This window comes from Mesorhizobium sp. M1C.F.Ca.ET.210.01.1.1 (genome assembly GCF_004791585.1).
GTDB lineage: Bacteria > Pseudomonadota > Alphaproteobacteria > Rhizobiales > Rhizobiaceae > Mesorhizobium.
Genome location: NZ_SRUU01000018.1, coordinates 94724 through 108400, shown reverse-complemented (window position 1 = coordinate 108400; position 13677 = coordinate 94724). Strand labels below are relative to the sequence as shown.

The window sequence follows — 13677 nt, the reverse complement described above, 5'->3', positions numbered from 1 at the left end:
TCGCAAGGTTTCGATCGTTGGCTTGAGGGCGTGGAGATCCTCGTCATCGTAGTGAAGGTCCAACTCCGAGGAGAGTGTGCGAGATCCGTCAGCACGTAGCCGTTGTTTGGTTCAGGGTCATGTCGTGTGTTCCTATTCGAGATTAGTCAAATTATACTGTTTTCAGTATAAATACAATGCTTGAGATATATAGCTACGAAAATGAGACGTGCAATGGACCGGGCATTTTTTGGCGGAGAAAGTTCGGATGACCCAGACCGAGTGGGAGCGGCTGCTAAGCGGGCTCGTGAAAGCTGAGCTGAAGCTCCGGGGGCTCAGCTACGCCGATCTGGTCGAAAAACTGGCCGCCATAGGGGTCGACGAAAAAGAGGCGAACATCGCCAACAAGCTCTCACGCGGACGCTTCACCGCCGTTTTCTTCGCCCAGTGCCTCAAGGCGATAGGGTCGCAGAGGTTGAAGCTCGATTGATCGTGAGCACACAGACCGCCTGCGCCTGGTCCACTGCTGACGCAGTCTTCGCAACTCTAACAAGCGGGTGACCGCGAACGCTGGCTCGAGCCTTCGCGCTGGCGGCAGGACCATTAGCTTGGATGCCGTGGCCAACTGTTCTCAATCCAGATGTGCTTCGAGGCGTGCGGGCAGAAATCCTATTTGGGCCGGTTAGCAAGGGCAGCTTCACCCCTACACCCGCTCATGAACTGCCGTTCCGGCAACAACGGCATCCACCGATTGCCAGCTTCTTGAAGCTGTACCGAGCAGCAGGAACTTTCCAACCATTCTGTGGGGAAATCTGTGGGGTAGCCGAAATGCCCTATCGCTAACCCATTGTTTTTTCTGGTCGGAGTGGCAGGATTTGAACCTGCGACCCCATCGTCCCGAACGATGTGCGCTACCAGACTGCGCTACACTCCGTGACCAGACCGCGGGCTTATAGCCGCCGCTGTTCGATACTGCAAGCGCCAATGGCTGCACTTGTGTCGCATTTCGTCGGCTTTCGCGAAAGCTGTTCGGGTCCGGCCGCGAAACCATGCCGGATTTTGGCCCAAACGGCTTGGTTTTGTATCGTGGCCCGCGCGGATTTCGAATCGGGTAATACCACCTGAAAGCAGGCATGCTATCTATCGACCAACTTCCGAGCGAGACCCGAATGAGCCAGCGCATCGTCAGTTTCGTCATGAGCGGCGGCGTCGGCTCGCGGCTCTGGCCCTTGTCGCGCGAGGACAATCCCAAGCAGTTCCACGATTTTTCCGGCGACGGTTCGATGCTGGCCAAGACCTTGCGCCGGCTGGCGGCGCGGCCGGGAGGCGCCACACCGATCTTCCTGATCGCATCGGAGCGCCACGCCGAGCGCGTCCATGCCGACCTTGCCGGCATCGATCTTTCCGGCGGCGGCCCGCTGTTCGAGCCGGTAGGGCGCAACACCGCGGCTGCCGTGGCGCTGGCCAGCCTGCGCACGCTCTCTGACTTTGGCGACACGCTGGTTCTCGTGGTACCCTCCGACCACGAGATTTCCACCGCCCTCCAGTTCTGGCAGAGCATCGAGGCAGGTGCCGAAGCGGCTCTTGCCGGCCGGCTGGTGGTGTTCGGTATCAAGCCGGCCCAACCAGAAACCGGCTACGGCTACATCGAGGTCGCGGCCGACCGGGACGGCGTGTTCGACGTCTCGCGCTTTGTCGAGAAACCCGATCTCTCCACCGCGCGGACCTATCTCGACGCTGGCAATTTCTACTGGAATACCGGCATCTTCCTGTTTCGCGCCGCCGCCATGCGCGATACCTTCGCGGCCTTTGCGCCCGATATCTGGCAGGCGACGGAAGCCGCCTACAAGGCGGCGACCAGCGATCTCTCCGGTCTCTACATGCCGCAGGAGCTTTACTCCGCGATCCCGTCGACTTCGATCGACTACGCCATCATGGAGCGCGCGAAGGATATCGCCTTGGTGCCGGCCGGCTTCCGCTGGAACGATCTCGGCTCCTGGCAATCGCTGCTCGATGTCGGCCCGTCCGACAGGCAAGGCAATGTCATCGTCGGCGACGTTGTCGCCATCGATTGCGAGAACTCCTACATCCGCGGCGAGGGCCGCCTGCTTTCGGCGATCGGCATGAAGGACGTCGCCATCGTCTCGACCGCCGACGCTACCTTCGTCGCGCCAGTCAGCCACAGCCAGCACGTCAAGAAGATCGTCGAGCAGTTGGAGAAGTCCGGACGGCTGGAGACGAAGTTCACACCGGCGCCGGACCGTGTGATCGAGAGCGGCGCCTGGCGGCAGCGTGTGCATCACTGGCTGTTCGACGAGACGCTGCCGCTATGGTCGACGTCAGGCGTCGACGAGCGCCATGGCGGCTTTCACGAAGCGCTCGGCTTCGATGGGTCACCGTTGATGAAGCCGAAGCGCATGCGAACACAGGCGCGCCAGGTCTATGCCTTCGCCGTCGCCAAGGAGCGTGGGTGGGACGGCCCCGCCGACAAGCTGATCGCCCACGGCATCGACTTCATGGCCGGCAAGGGCCGCACCGACAGGGGCGGCTGGGTGCGCACGCTCAATATCGACGGCTCGGTCGCCGACCCCGTGGAGGACGCCTACGATCATTCCTGTGTTCTGCTGGCGCTCGCGCATGCCCATATGTCCGGACATCCGGACGCCTTGCGGCTGGGCGAGGAGACCTTCGCCTTTCTCGATGCCCATCTCGAGGACAGCCGCATGACCGGCTTCCTCGAAACCTCCGATGGCGCGGGCGAGCGGCGCTCCAATCCGCATATGCACCTGCTCGAAGCCTTTCTTGCCTGGCACCAGGCGACCGGCGAGCGCGGCTATCTGCGTCGCGCAGCGCGCATCATCGACCTGTTCCGCAGCCATTTCTTCGATGCCGACAGCTGGACGCTGGGCGAATATTTCGACGACGGCTGGAAGCCGGTGGCGGGCGAGAAGGGCACCTGGACCGAACCCGGCCACCATTTCGAATGGGCCTCGCTGCTCACCGATTTCGCCGCCCGCAGCGGGCAGACCGATCTCACCGCCTTCGCCCGCAAGCTCTATGCCTCGGCTGTCGCCAACGGCCTCAACCGCGCCACCGGCCTTTCTTACGGCGCCGTCTCGCGCCAGGGGCTGCCGCTCGACACAGTATCGCGAAGCTGGCCGCAGGCCGAAGCCGTGAAAGCGGCGCTCGCGCTCGACGGCTCGGGCGGGCCGGACCTCAAGCCCGAGATCGAGGCGCGCGTCGGCCGGCTGTTTCGCTGGCACATCGACCCGGCGCCGCTCGGCCTCTGGATCGATCGCATCGACGAGCGCGGCCGCTCACTGGCGACCGACGTGCCCGCCAGCATTTTTTATCACCTCGTCTGTGCGCTGATGCAGTATCTCGACGGGACGGCGGGGGAGGGGTGATGGAAAGAGACCATACGTCTCATTCCTTCGTGATCCGTCAATACGGGCTCGCCACGTCCCCCGTCTCGACATACACCGCCTTCAGCTGCGAGTAATGCGCCAGCGCGGCAAGCGAGTTCTCGCGGCCGATGCCCGACTGCTTGACGCCGCCGAACGGCATTTCCACCGGCGTCAGATTGTAGGCGTTGATCCAGCAGGTGCCGGCCTGCAACTCGGCGATCACCCGGTGGGCGCGCGGCAGGTCGCGCGTGAACACGCCGGCGGCAAGGCCAAACTCGGTGCCGTTGGCGCGCTCGATCACCTCGTCCTCGCTATCGAACTTCAGCACGCTCATCACCGGCCCAAAGATCTCCTCGCGCGCGATGCGCATGCCGTCGGTGACATTGGTGAACACCGTTGGCTCGACGAAGAAGCCGCCCCCGAAGCCCTGCAGTGATGGCACGTTGCCGCCGCAGGCGAGCGTCGCGCCGTCCTGCTTGCCGGCCGCGATATAGGAAACGACCTTGTCCTGCTGCGCCTTGTTGACCAGGGGCCCCATCTGCGTTTCCGGATCGAGCGGATCGCCGATGCGGATCTTCTTGGTGCGCTCGACCAGCCGCTCGACGAAACGGTCGTGCAGGCCCTTCTGCACGAAGACGCGCGTGCCGTTGGAGCAGATCTGGCCGCTCGAATAGAAATTGCCGAGCATGGCGCCGCCGATGGCGTTTTCGAGATCGGCGTCATCGAAGACGATCAGCGGCGATTTCCCTCCGAGCTCCATCGTCGCGTGCTTCATCTTCGAACCGGCGAGCGACAGTACTTTTCGGCCGGTCGGCACCGAACCGGTGACCGAGACCTTGGCGACGACATCGTGGCCGACAAGGCCGGCGCCGACATCGCCATATCCTTGCACGACGTTGAACAGTCCGTCGGGCAGGCCCGCCTCCGAGTAGATCTCGGCCAGCGCCAGCGCCGACAGCGGCGTGTTCTCCGATGGCTTGAACACCATGGCGTTGCCCATGCCGAGTGCCGGCGCCGACTTCCAGCCGGCGATCTGGATCGGATAGTTCCAGGCGCCGATGCCGACACAGACGCCAAGCGGCTCGCGCCTTGTGTAGGCGAAGGGCCCACCGAGATCGATCATCTCGCCGTTGAAGGCGGCGACCGCGCCGGCGAAATATTCGAGGCAATCGGCGGCCGAAGGCGCATCGGCCACCAGCGTCTCCTGGATCGCCTTGCCGGTATCGAGCGTCTCGAGACGGGCGAGATCGGCGTTGCGGGCGCGCAGGATGTCGGCTGCTCGGCGCAGGATGCGCCCGCGTTCCACAGGCTTCAATCTTGCCCAGGCCGGCTGGGCGGCGCGCGCGGCCTCGATCGCCAGTTCCAGCACATTCGGCGTCGCCGAATGCAGTGTCGCGATGGTCTCGCCGGTCGCCGGATATATCACCGGCAAAGGCGCGCCGCCTTCGTCCTCGATGTAGCGGCCGTTGACATAATGCGATGCCGTGGGCTGGGCGCGCATGGGTCTTCTCCGTTCGTAATCGCTGGGGCTGGGGAGGGGCGCCCGCCGGATCATGCGCTATCTGTCCGCCACCTGCCAGCGCGGATTGATCCAGGGTTCCTGGTTGGACGGCGCCAGCGGCGTGCGGCCGAGGATGTGGTCGGACGCCTTCTCGCCGGTCATGATCGACGGCGCGTTGAGGTTGCCGTTGGTCACCCGCGGGAAGATCGAGGAGTCGGCGACGCGCAGGCCCTCGACGCCGATCACCCGGCATTCCGGGTCGACGACGCTTGTCGGATCGTCGGCGCGACCCATCCTGCAGGTGCCGCAGGGATGATAGGCGCTTTCGGCGTGCTCGCGGATAAAGGCGTCGAGCTCATCGTCGGACTGCACATGGCTGCCCGGCGAAATCTCCTTGCCGCGGAAACTGTCGAAGGCCTTCTGGCCAAAGATCTCGCGCGTCAGCCGGATGCAATGGCGGAACTCGCTCCAGTCGTCCGGATGCGACATGTAGTTGAAGCGGATCACCGGCTTCGATTTCGGGTCGGGCGAGCGCAGCGTCACCGAGCCGCGCGACTTGGACCGCATCGGTCCGACATGCGCCTGGAAGCCGTGCGACTTGGCAGCCGCCTTGCCGTCATAGCGCACTGCCGCCGGGATGAAGTGATACTGGATATCGGGATAGTCGATGCCGGCCTGCGAGCGCACGAAGGCGGCCGCCTCGAAATGGTTGGTTGCGCCAAGGCCGGTCTTGAAGAACAGCCATTGCGCGCCGATCAATGCCTTGGAGAAGGGATTGAGCACCGAATTCAGCGTGATCGGCTTGGTCGCTTCCTGCTGGATGTAGAGCTCCAGATGGTCTTGCAGATTGCCGCCGACGCCCGGCCGGTCGGCGACCACGGGGATGCCGTTTTCCTGAAGATGCGCGCCGGGCCCGATGCCGGACAGCATCAGGATCTTGGGCGAGTTGATCGAGGATGCGGCCACAATCACTTCACGTCGCGCCTTAACGACCTGAATCTTTTTGTTAGCTTCGATCTCGACACCGACAGCGCGTTGATTCTCGATCACCACGCGTCGGGCGAAGCCTTTGACCAGACTCACATTCTTTCGCCTGAGAGCCGGCTTCAGATAGGCGTTTGCGGCCGACCAGCGGCGGCCGCCCAGAATGGTCTGCTCCATCGGCCCGAAGCCTTCCTGCTTCGATCCGTTGTAATCGTCGGTCAGCTCGAAACCGGCCTGGCGGCCGGCCTCCACGAAGGCGCCATAGAGCGGATTCTTGCGCGTGCCGCGCTGCACATGCAGCGGGCCGCTTTTGCCGCGCCAGCCGTCCTCGCCGCCGTCGGAATCCTCCATGCGTTTGAAATAGGGAAGCACGTCGGCGAAGCCCCAGCCGGCGGCGCCCTGCTCGGCCCAGTGGTCGAAGTCGCGCGCATGGCCGCGCACATAGACCATGCCGTTGATCGAGGACGAGCCGCCGATCACCTTGCCGCGCGGCGTGGCGAGCACGCGGCCGCCGAGATGCGGCTCGGGCTCGCTGGCGAAACCCCAGTCGTACAGGTTCATGTTGAGCGGGATCGACAGCGCCGACGGCATCTGGATCAGCGGCCCGATATCGGTGCCGCCGAACTCGATGACGATCACCGAGTGCTTGCCGTCCTCCGACAGCCTGTAGGCCATGGCCGAGCCGGCGGAGCCGGAGCCGATGATGACGAAATCCGCTTCAAGCATTGTTCATATGCGCCATAAAATCGGCGAGCGAGACATTGCCGCCGGTTGCCACTACGAGGACGGTTTTGCCCGCCACGTTCACCTTGCCGCCGAGCAGCGCCGCGAGCGATGCCGCGCCCGACGGCTCCAGCACCAGCTTCATCCGCTCGAAGGCGATCTTCATGGCACGCCGCACCGCCGTGTCGTCGACGGTGACGCCACGAACGCCTGCCGCGGTCACCGCCGCGAAGGGCGCCTCGCCGGGCTTGCGCGCCATCAGCCCGTCGCAGATCGATTTCGGCCCGATCGGCATGGTCTCGATCGCGCCATGCGCGAGCGACGAGCCCATGCCGTTGAAACCTTCCGGCTCGACGGCGATGATCTCAGTCTTGGGCGACAGATAGTGGAAGGCGAGCGACACACCGCCGATCAGCCCGCCACCGCCGACCGAGCAGAACACCAGATCGGCATGCGCCTTCTTCGCCGCCAGTTGCTCGAGCGCTTCCAGCCCGGCGCCGGCCTGGCCGGCGACGATCTCCGGATCGTCGAAGGGGTGTAGCAAGGTGAGGTGCTCGGTCTCGGCGATCTCGCGCGCCTTGGCGGCCGCGACTTCCTCGCGAGCGCGGTCGCCATGGTCGGTCAGCACCACGCGCGCCCCATAGCCGGCGGTCGCGTCGCGTTTCGCGGCAGGAGCATCGATCGGCATGACGATGGTGACGGGAATGCCGAGCGCCTGGCCGGCGGCCGCCAGTCCTTGCGCGAAATTGCCGGAGGAATAGGCGACGACGCCCGTCTTCGCCGCATCCGGCGCGAGCCGCTTCAGCCGCCAGTAGGCGCCGCGCACCTTGAAGGAGCCTGCCCATTGCAGCGATTCCGGTTTGACGAAGACGCGCGCGGCGCCCGTCTCCTTGGCGAGCGCTTCCGACTCCAAGAGCGGCGTCACCTGCGTTGCGGTCGAGGTCACCGCATAGGCCTGTTTGAGATGGTCGAGGGAGGGAACCAGAACGTCAGCCATCATTCGCCTCGCGGATACCGTTTGCTCTCTTCGAGATTGTCGAGGTTCATGTGATTGCGCATGTAGCGCTCCGAGGCTTTCTGCAGCGGCTGGAAGTCCCATGGGTAGTAGGCGCCGTTGCGCAGCGCCGGGTAGACGATCCAGCGGCGCGCCTGGCTTTCGCGCACGGCGGCGTCGAAGGCGGCCATGTCCCAGCGCGCCCGGATCTTTCCCGTGAACGCCGCCACCAAGGCAGCGTTCGCCGGATCGTCGGCGAGGTTGTCGCGTTCGAGCGGATCGGCGTCGAGATCGAACAATTGCGGCGAGTCGAGTTCGCAATGGACGAACTTGTATTTGCCCTCGCGGACGGCGACCAGCGGCGCGTAGGAACCCTCGGCCGCATACTCGATCAAGACAGGCGCCGCGCGCTCCTTGCCGTCGAGCAGCGGCAGCAGCGACTGGCCGTCGGTCCACGGCGCGATCGCCGCGATGTCGATGCCGGCGAGGTCGCACAGCGTCGGCGTCACATCGAGATTGGAGACCGGCGCCTCGATCAGCCCGGGCGGCACATGCTTGCCGGCGATCATCAGCGGCACGCGCGCCGACCCCTCGAAGAAGCTCATCTTGAACCACAGGCCGCGCTCGCCCAGCATGTCGCCGTGGTCCGAGCAGAACAGGATGGTGGTGTCGTCGAGCATGCGGGTGCGCTTGAGAACGTCCAGAAGCTCGCCGAGCTTGTCGTCGACATAGGAAATGTTGGCGAAGTAGCCGCGCCGTGAACGGCGCACCTGCTCGGCCGTGATCTCGAAGGATTGGTAATCGCTGGCGCGGTAGAGCCGCTGCGAGTGGCTGTCCTGCCTCTCATAGGGGATGAACGGCGTTTCCGGATCGAGCGCCTGGCAGTTCTCGTAGAGGTCCCAGTACTGCTTGCGCGCGACGTACGGGTCGTGCGGGTGCGACAGCGAAACGGTGAGGCACCACGGCCGGCGGCTCGCATCGTCCTGCTCGCGCGAAAGCTGGTAGAGTTTCTGCGTGGCCAGGAAGGTGACCTCGTCGTCATACTCCATCTGGTTGGTGGTCTCGGCGACGCCGGCGCCGGTCACCGAACCCAGATTGTGGTACCACCAGTCGATGCGCTCGCCCGGCTTGCGGTAGTCCGGCGTCCAGCCGAAATCGGCGGGATAGATGTCGGTGGTCAGCCGCTCCTCGAAGCCGTGCAACTGGTCCGGTCCGACGAAATGCATCTTGCCGGAAAGGCAGGTGTAGTAGCCGGCAGACCGCAGGTGATGGGCAAAAGTCGGGATGGATGACATGAACTCGGCGGCATTGTCGTAGACCCCGGTGCGCGAGGGCAGCTGGCCGCTCATGAACGAGGCGCGGCCGGGCGCGCAGAGCGGCGAGGCCGTGTAGTTGTTGGCAAAGCGCGCCGAGCGGGCGGCGAGCGCCTTGAGATTCGGCACGTGCAGGAAATCCGCCGGGCCGTCGGGAAAGAACGTGCCGTTGAGCTGATCGACCATGACGATCAGGAAATTTCGCCGTCCGGTCGTCAAGGCAGGCTCCGTCCGTTGAGCTTGGTTTCAAGATAGTCTTCGACGAGCGCGATCGCGGTCAGCGCGTTAGGCACGCCGTCCTTGAGTGCCCGCCGGATGTAGAGCCCGTCGATCAGCGCCGCCGTCGCTTCCGCGACGCGATCCGCTTCGGCCCTCGGCAGGATGCCGGTCAGCCCGCTCATCAGGTTGGAATTGAGCCGCCTTGCATAGACGCGAAGCAGCCGCCGCAAGGCGGAAGACTGCTGTGCCTCGACATAGAAGGCGAGCCACGCGGCTATCGTTTCAGCCTGGAACTGGTCGTCCGAGAAACTGACCGCGACCACGGCCGAGACGCGCTGGCGCGGCGTGGCGGCAAGGCGCAGCGCACGCCGCGTGTCGGCGTTGAGCTCGGCAAGGATATGCCGCATCGTCGCGAACAGCAGCTCGTCCTTGGCGCCGAAATAGTGATGCGCCAGTGCAGACGACACGCCGGCACGGCCCGCGATCTCCGACATGGTCACGTCCAGCGACCCACGCTCGCCGATCGCCGAGATCGTCGCGTCGATGAGCGCCCTGCGGCGCAGCGGTTCCATTCCGATTTTCGGCATTTGGGGATCCGGTTCCGGGCCAGATTATTTTTTATTGACGGATCAATCAACAAAAAATCGGCGCCGGGATCAAGCGATCGTGTGGCTCTGGCCCATTCCAAAGGCTGGAAAACGGTTCATTGTTGAACAATATTGAATCTTATGCCGCTGCAGGACGTGCTAGGCTGTGCGGCAAATGGAGGCTGCCATGACCGCATGCATCGTCGGCTGGGCGCATTCGCGCTTCGGCAAGCTCGAAGGCGAGACGCTCGAGGGCCTGATCACCAAGGTCGCCGTGGACGCGCTCGACCATGCCGGCATCGGTCCGGACGATGTCGACGAGATCGTGCTCGGCCACTTCAACGCCGGCTTCTCCCCGCAGGATTTCACCGCGAGCCTGGTTCTGCAGGCCGACGACCGGCTGCGCTTCAAGCCGGCGACGCGCGTCGAGAACGCCTGCGCCACCGGTTCGGCGGCGGTGCGGCAAGGCGTTCGCGCCATCGACGCCAACGCCGCCCGCATCGTGCTGGTGGTCGGCGCCGAGCAGATGACCACGACGCCCGGCCCGGAGATCGGCAAGAACCTGCTCAAAGCCTCCTATCTGCCGGAAGACGGCGACACGCCGGCGGGCTTCGCAGGCGTCTTCGGCAAGATCGCGCAGGCCTATTTCCAGCGCTATGGCGACCAGTCGGACGCGCTTGCCATGATCGCCGCCAAGAACCACAAGAACGGCGTCGACAATCCCTATGCGCAGATGCGCAAGGATTTCGGCTACGAGTTCTGCCGCCAGGAGAGCGAGAAGAACCCGTTTGTCGCCGGTCCGCTGAAGCGCACCGACTGCTCGCTGGTTTCGGACGGCGCGGCGGCGCTCGTGCTCACCGACACCGCGACGGCGCTGAAGATGCGCCGCGCCGTCACCTTCCGCGCCAATGAGCATGTCCAGGATTTCCTGCCGATGTCGAAGCGCGACATCCTTGCCTTCGAGGGCTGCGAGCGGGCCTGGGGGCAGGCGCTGAAGAAGGCCGGCGTCACGCTCGATGACCTCTCGTTCGTCGAGACGCATGACTGCTTCACAATCGCCGAACTGATCGAATATGAGGCGATGGGTCTGGCCAGGCCCGGCGAGGGCGCAAAGCTCGCGCTTGACGGCACGACGGCGAAGGACGGCCGCCTGCCGGTCAATCCATCCGGCGGCTTGAAGGCCAAGGGTCATCCGATCGGCGCCACGGGCGTGTCGATGCATGTGCTGACCGCCATGCAACTCACCGGCGAGGCCGGCGGCATCCAGGTGCCGGGCGCAAAACTTGGCGGCATCTTCAACATGGGCGGTGCTGCCGTCGCCAACTACGTTTCCATCCTCGACAGGATCAGGTAGAAGCGGCCCGCACTTAAGCATGTCGCCCAGAAGCGTGCAGCGGTTCTGGGACAACGGCATGCATCAAAAACAAAGACTTGAAGCGCGTCGCCTGAATCCGTTTTAGCACGACGCGCTTTAAAGCGCGCCCCCTTGGGCGGCGCGTGCGGGAGGCAGCATGTCCAATCCGGTTCTGGTCGAGGTTCTGCGCGGGGCGGTGGTCGAAAGCGCTCATAGCGGCGCGGTCGCGGTCTTCGATGCCGACGGCAAGTCCGTCTGGGAGATCGGCGACACAGCGCGGCCGGTGTTCCCGCGCTCGGCGGTGAAGGCGATCCAGGCGCTGCCGCTGGTCGAATCGGGTGCTGCCGATGCCTACGGCTTCGGCGACCGCGAATTGGCGCTGGCCTGCGCCTCGCATTCCGGCGAGCCCGAGCACACCAAACTCGCCGCCGCGATGCTCGCCAAGGCGAACCTCGACAGAAACGCGCTCGAATGCGGCGCGCACTGGCCGTCGAGCCACGATGCGACGATCGCGCTTGCCCATGCAGGCGCCATGCCGAATCCGCTCCACAACAACTGCTCCGGCAAGCATGCCGGCTTCCTTTGCACCTGCGTGCACACGGGTGTTGCGCATCACGGCTACGTCAAGGCCGGCCATGCGCTGCAGGAGATGGTGCGCGACGCCATGCAATCCGTGACCGGCGCCGCCCATGACGCCGACCATTGCGCAACCGACGGCTGCTCGATCCCGACTTACGCCGTGCCGCTGAAGAGTTTTGCGCTGGGCTTTGCGCGTATGGCGACCGGCAGGGGCTTTGCGCCCCAGCGCGCCAAGGCCGCGAAGCGGCTGCTCTCGGCCTGCATGGCCGAGCCGTTCCTGGTCGCCGGCACCGGCAAGGCGGATCTCGCGCTGATGCAGGCCGCCCCCGGCCGCATCTTCGTCAAGACAGGCGCAGAAGGCGTCTATTGCGCGGCGTTGCCCGAGCTCGGCCTCGGTATTGCCTTGAAATGCGACGACGGCGCCGGCAGAGGGGCCGAGGTGATGATCGCCGCGGTGCTGGCAAAACTGCTTCGCGGCGACGAAGCGCTCGCCGCGAAGCTCACCAAGCTCGCCAATCCGCCGGTCGAAAGTCGCATCGGCGCCAAGGTCGGTTCGCTGCGGCCGACTGCGGCGTTGAGCTAGCTCACCTTGTTACGCTCGACGGTCAGATGCGCGTAACCCGTATCGTTTGATTTGGCCAGGTCGCCGGTCACCGGATCGGCCCAGCGCTGACCGATGATAGCGCCGTTGGTGACCCCGTCGATGACATTATCCGAGATGACGGCGCTGCCGGAACCTTCGACGACCGAGACGACGATGCCCGTGCCCGCCTTGCGGATAACGTTTCCCGTCGCCACGATATTGCGCAGGTAGGGTCCCCAGCCGAGCTGCATGCCGTAGAGCGGCGCGTTTTCGACCACGTTGCCCGCGACCGTGGTGTCGCCCTCGGCGCTGATGCCGACGCCGAAGCCCGGCGGGTCGGCGGTGTAAGGGCCGACCGTCGACAGGTTGCGCACGATGTTGTTCGAGCACACGGCCATGCGGCCGCCTTCGTTGAAGTTGACGATCGAGATCCCGTTGGCGGCGCCGTCGACGAGATTGTTGCTGAGGATCGCGCCTTCGAAGGAGAACTCGGAGTAAATTCCCGTTTCGCCGGAACGCGAGCAGGTGTTGCCGGTGATCTGCAGGTTGCTCGAGCTGTTGGCGCGGATCGCCGAGAAGGCGCAGTCGGAGACGACGTTGCCCGAGATGATGACATTGCCGGCACGGAAGGCGTTGATGCCGTTGCCGTTCTGGCCGGTGCCGCCACTCCTGGCGCCGATTCGCTGCACGCGGTTGCCGCTGACGATGGTGCCGTCCTCCGCCTGCTGCCAGCGATGCACTAGGATGCCGCCATTGGCGCAGTCGGAGACGATATTGCCCGAAATCTCCAAGCCCCCCGCTTCGACCGAGTAGATGCCGGCGTCCGCGGCACCGGAAATGTCGGACCGGCCGACGCGGCCAGCGACATGCTCCAGCGCCAGTCCGTTCTTGCCGCTGCCTGTCACCTGGCAATTGTCGATGGTGAGATGCGCGACGCGGCGCAGATCGAGCAGACCTTGCGTATAGTCGGACAGCCAGCGGTTCGAACCGTCGAGCACCAGCCCGTTGAGCTCGATATGCTCGGCCTGCTCGGCCATCATCAGGTGGCCGTTGCCGCCATAGACGATGCGGGTCGCGCCCGGCACGCCGGACAGGCGAACGCGCGCGGGCAGCTTCAGGTTGGAGACAAGATAGGTGCCGGGCGGCAGGAACACCGGCGCGTCGCGGTCGCTGGCCTCGGCCAGCATCTTGGCGAAGGTCTTGCTCTGATCGTCCAGCGCCCCAGGCTGCACGCCGATCTCGATGGCGTTGATCGAGCCGCGCATTGCAGCCGTTTCGATGCCGGGCAGCATCTTCGCCGAGGCCTTGCCGGCAAAGAGCCCGGCGACGGCAAGGCCGGCGGTTTGGGCAAGCAGCGTTCGTCTGTTCAACATCGGCACAGGTCCCGGCGATCGCGTTGCGTGTCGCAGGATTCGTGCCAGGGCCGGCTCATCGGCAAATCGCTTGTGCAGTTG

Annotated in this window: 10 protein-coding genes and 1 tRNA gene; 4 read left to right on the top strand and 7 right to left on the bottom strand. The window is 64.9% G+C overall.

The window, feature by feature from the left end; translation table 11 throughout:
• The first annotated feature begins 247 nt into the window (after positions 1-247).
• Positions 248-469 carry a DUF6471 domain-containing protein gene (locus EN853_RS20630; RefSeq protein ID WP_127861225.1) on the top strand — a complete coding sequence of 74 codons (222 nt, stop codon included), beginning with the start codon at positions 248-250 and terminating at the stop codon, positions 467-469.
• 367 nt (positions 470-836) lie between these two features.
• On the opposite strand, the gene EN853_RS20625 is transcribed toward EN853_RS20630, so the two are convergent.
• Positions 837-913: transfer RNA gene (locus tag EN853_RS20625), tRNA-Pro, on the bottom strand.
• Positions 914-1148: 235 nt separating this feature from the next.
• Between EN853_RS20625 and EN853_RS20620 the strand changes: the two genes are divergently transcribed.
• The gene (locus tag EN853_RS20620) at positions 1149-3386 is read left to right on the top strand and encodes a mannose-1-phosphate guanylyltransferase/mannose-6-phosphate isomerase (RefSeq protein WP_127861226.1); all 2238 of its coding nucleotides are present in this window, start codon (positions 1149-1151) and stop codon (positions 3384-3386) included.
• A gap of 37 nt (positions 3387-3423) precedes the next feature.
• Here the strand turns inward: EN853_RS20620 and betB are convergent, their stop codons facing one another.
• From betB to betI, 5 genes are read right to left on the bottom strand one after another with little or no spacing between them, the layout of a single operon-like run.
• Positions 3424-4887 carry a betaine-aldehyde dehydrogenase gene (gene betB / locus EN853_RS20615; protein ID WP_127861227.1) on the bottom strand — a complete coding sequence of 488 codons (1464 nt, stop codon included), beginning with the start codon at positions 4885-4887 and terminating at the stop codon, positions 3424-3426.
• Positions 4888-4944: 57 nt separating this feature from the next.
• Positions 4945-6597, bottom strand: coding sequence for a choline dehydrogenase (betA, locus tag EN853_RS20610; protein WP_127861228.1), 1653 nt, complete (start codon positions 6595-6597; stop codon positions 4945-4947).
• The gene (locus EN853_RS20605) at positions 6590-7594 is read right to left on the bottom strand and encodes a threonine/serine dehydratase (RefSeq protein WP_167524540.1); all 1005 of its coding nucleotides are present in this window, start codon (positions 7592-7594) and stop codon (positions 6590-6592) included. The genes betA and EN853_RS20605 overlap by 8 nt, the downstream gene beginning before the upstream one ends.
• Positions 7591-9120: a choline-sulfatase gene (gene betC / locus EN853_RS20600; protein WP_127861230.1), complete on the bottom strand. Its 1530-nt coding sequence runs from the start codon at positions 9118-9120 to the stop codon at positions 7591-7593. The genes EN853_RS20605 and betC overlap by 4 nt, the downstream gene beginning before the upstream one ends.
• Positions 9117-9707 carry a transcriptional regulator BetI gene (gene betI, locus EN853_RS20595; RefSeq protein ID WP_127861231.1) on the bottom strand — a complete coding sequence of 197 codons (591 nt, stop codon included), beginning with the start codon at positions 9705-9707 and terminating at the stop codon, positions 9117-9119. The genes betC and betI overlap by 4 nt, the downstream gene beginning before the upstream one ends.
• 187 nt (positions 9708-9894) lie before the next feature.
• On the opposite strand from betI, the gene EN853_RS20590 reads away from it, so the two are divergent.
• Together EN853_RS20590 and EN853_RS20585 are read left to right on the top strand one after the other, a co-directional pair.
• A complete protein-coding gene (locus EN853_RS20590) occupies positions 9895-11061 on the top strand; it encodes an acetyl-CoA acetyltransferase (protein ID WP_127861232.1) in 1167 nt (388 codons plus the stop codon).
• A gap of 157 nt (positions 11062-11218) precedes the next feature.
• Complete coding sequence (locus tag EN853_RS20585) at positions 11219-12223, top strand: asparaginase (RefSeq protein WP_127861233.1); 1005 nt, start codon at positions 11219-11221, stop codon at positions 12221-12223.
• On the opposite strand, the gene EN853_RS20580 is transcribed toward EN853_RS20585, so the two are convergent.
• The gene (locus EN853_RS20580; RefSeq protein ID WP_127861234.1) at positions 12220-13596 is read right to left on the bottom strand and encodes a TIGR03808 family TAT-translocated repetitive protein; all 1377 of its coding nucleotides are present in this window, start codon (positions 13594-13596) and stop codon (positions 12220-12222) included. The two genes, EN853_RS20585 and EN853_RS20580, sit on opposite strands and share 4 nt — an antisense overlap.
• Positions 13597-13677 lie beyond the last annotated feature (81 nt).

Excerpts from the sequence above, each read along its gene's own strand:
- EN853_RS20630 (WP_127861225.1), top strand. The coding sequence starts at position 248 with ATGACCCAGACCGAGTGGGAGCGGCTGCTAAGCGGGCTCGTGAAAGCT.
- EN853_RS20620 (WP_127861226.1), top strand. The coding sequence starts at position 1,149 with ATGAGCCAGCGCATCGTCAGTTTCGTCATGAGCGGCGGCGTCGGCTCG.
- betB (WP_127861227.1), bottom strand. The coding sequence starts at position 4,887 with ATGCGCGCCCAGCCCACGGCATCGCATTATGTCAACGGCCGCTACATC.
- betA (WP_127861228.1), bottom strand. The coding sequence starts at position 6,597 with ATGCTTGAAGCGGATTTCGTCATCATCGGCTCCGGCTCCGCCGGCTCG.
- EN853_RS20605 (WP_167524540.1), bottom strand. The coding sequence starts at position 7,594 with ATGATGGCTGACGTTCTGGTTCCCTCCCTCGACCATCTCAAACAGGCC.
- betI (WP_127861231.1), bottom strand. The coding sequence starts at position 9,707 with ATGCCGAAAATCGGAATGGAACCGCTGCGCCGCAGGGCGCTCATCGAC.
- EN853_RS20590 (WP_127861232.1), top strand. The coding sequence starts at position 9,895 with ATGACCGCATGCATCGTCGGCTGGGCGCATTCGCGCTTCGGCAAGCTC.
- EN853_RS20585 (WP_127861233.1), top strand. The coding sequence starts at position 11,219 with ATGTCCAATCCGGTTCTGGTCGAGGTTCTGCGCGGGGCGGTGGTCGAA.
- EN853_RS20580 (WP_127861234.1), bottom strand. The coding sequence starts at position 13,596 with ATGTTGAACAGACGAACGCTGCTTGCCCAAACCGCCGGCCTTGCCGTC.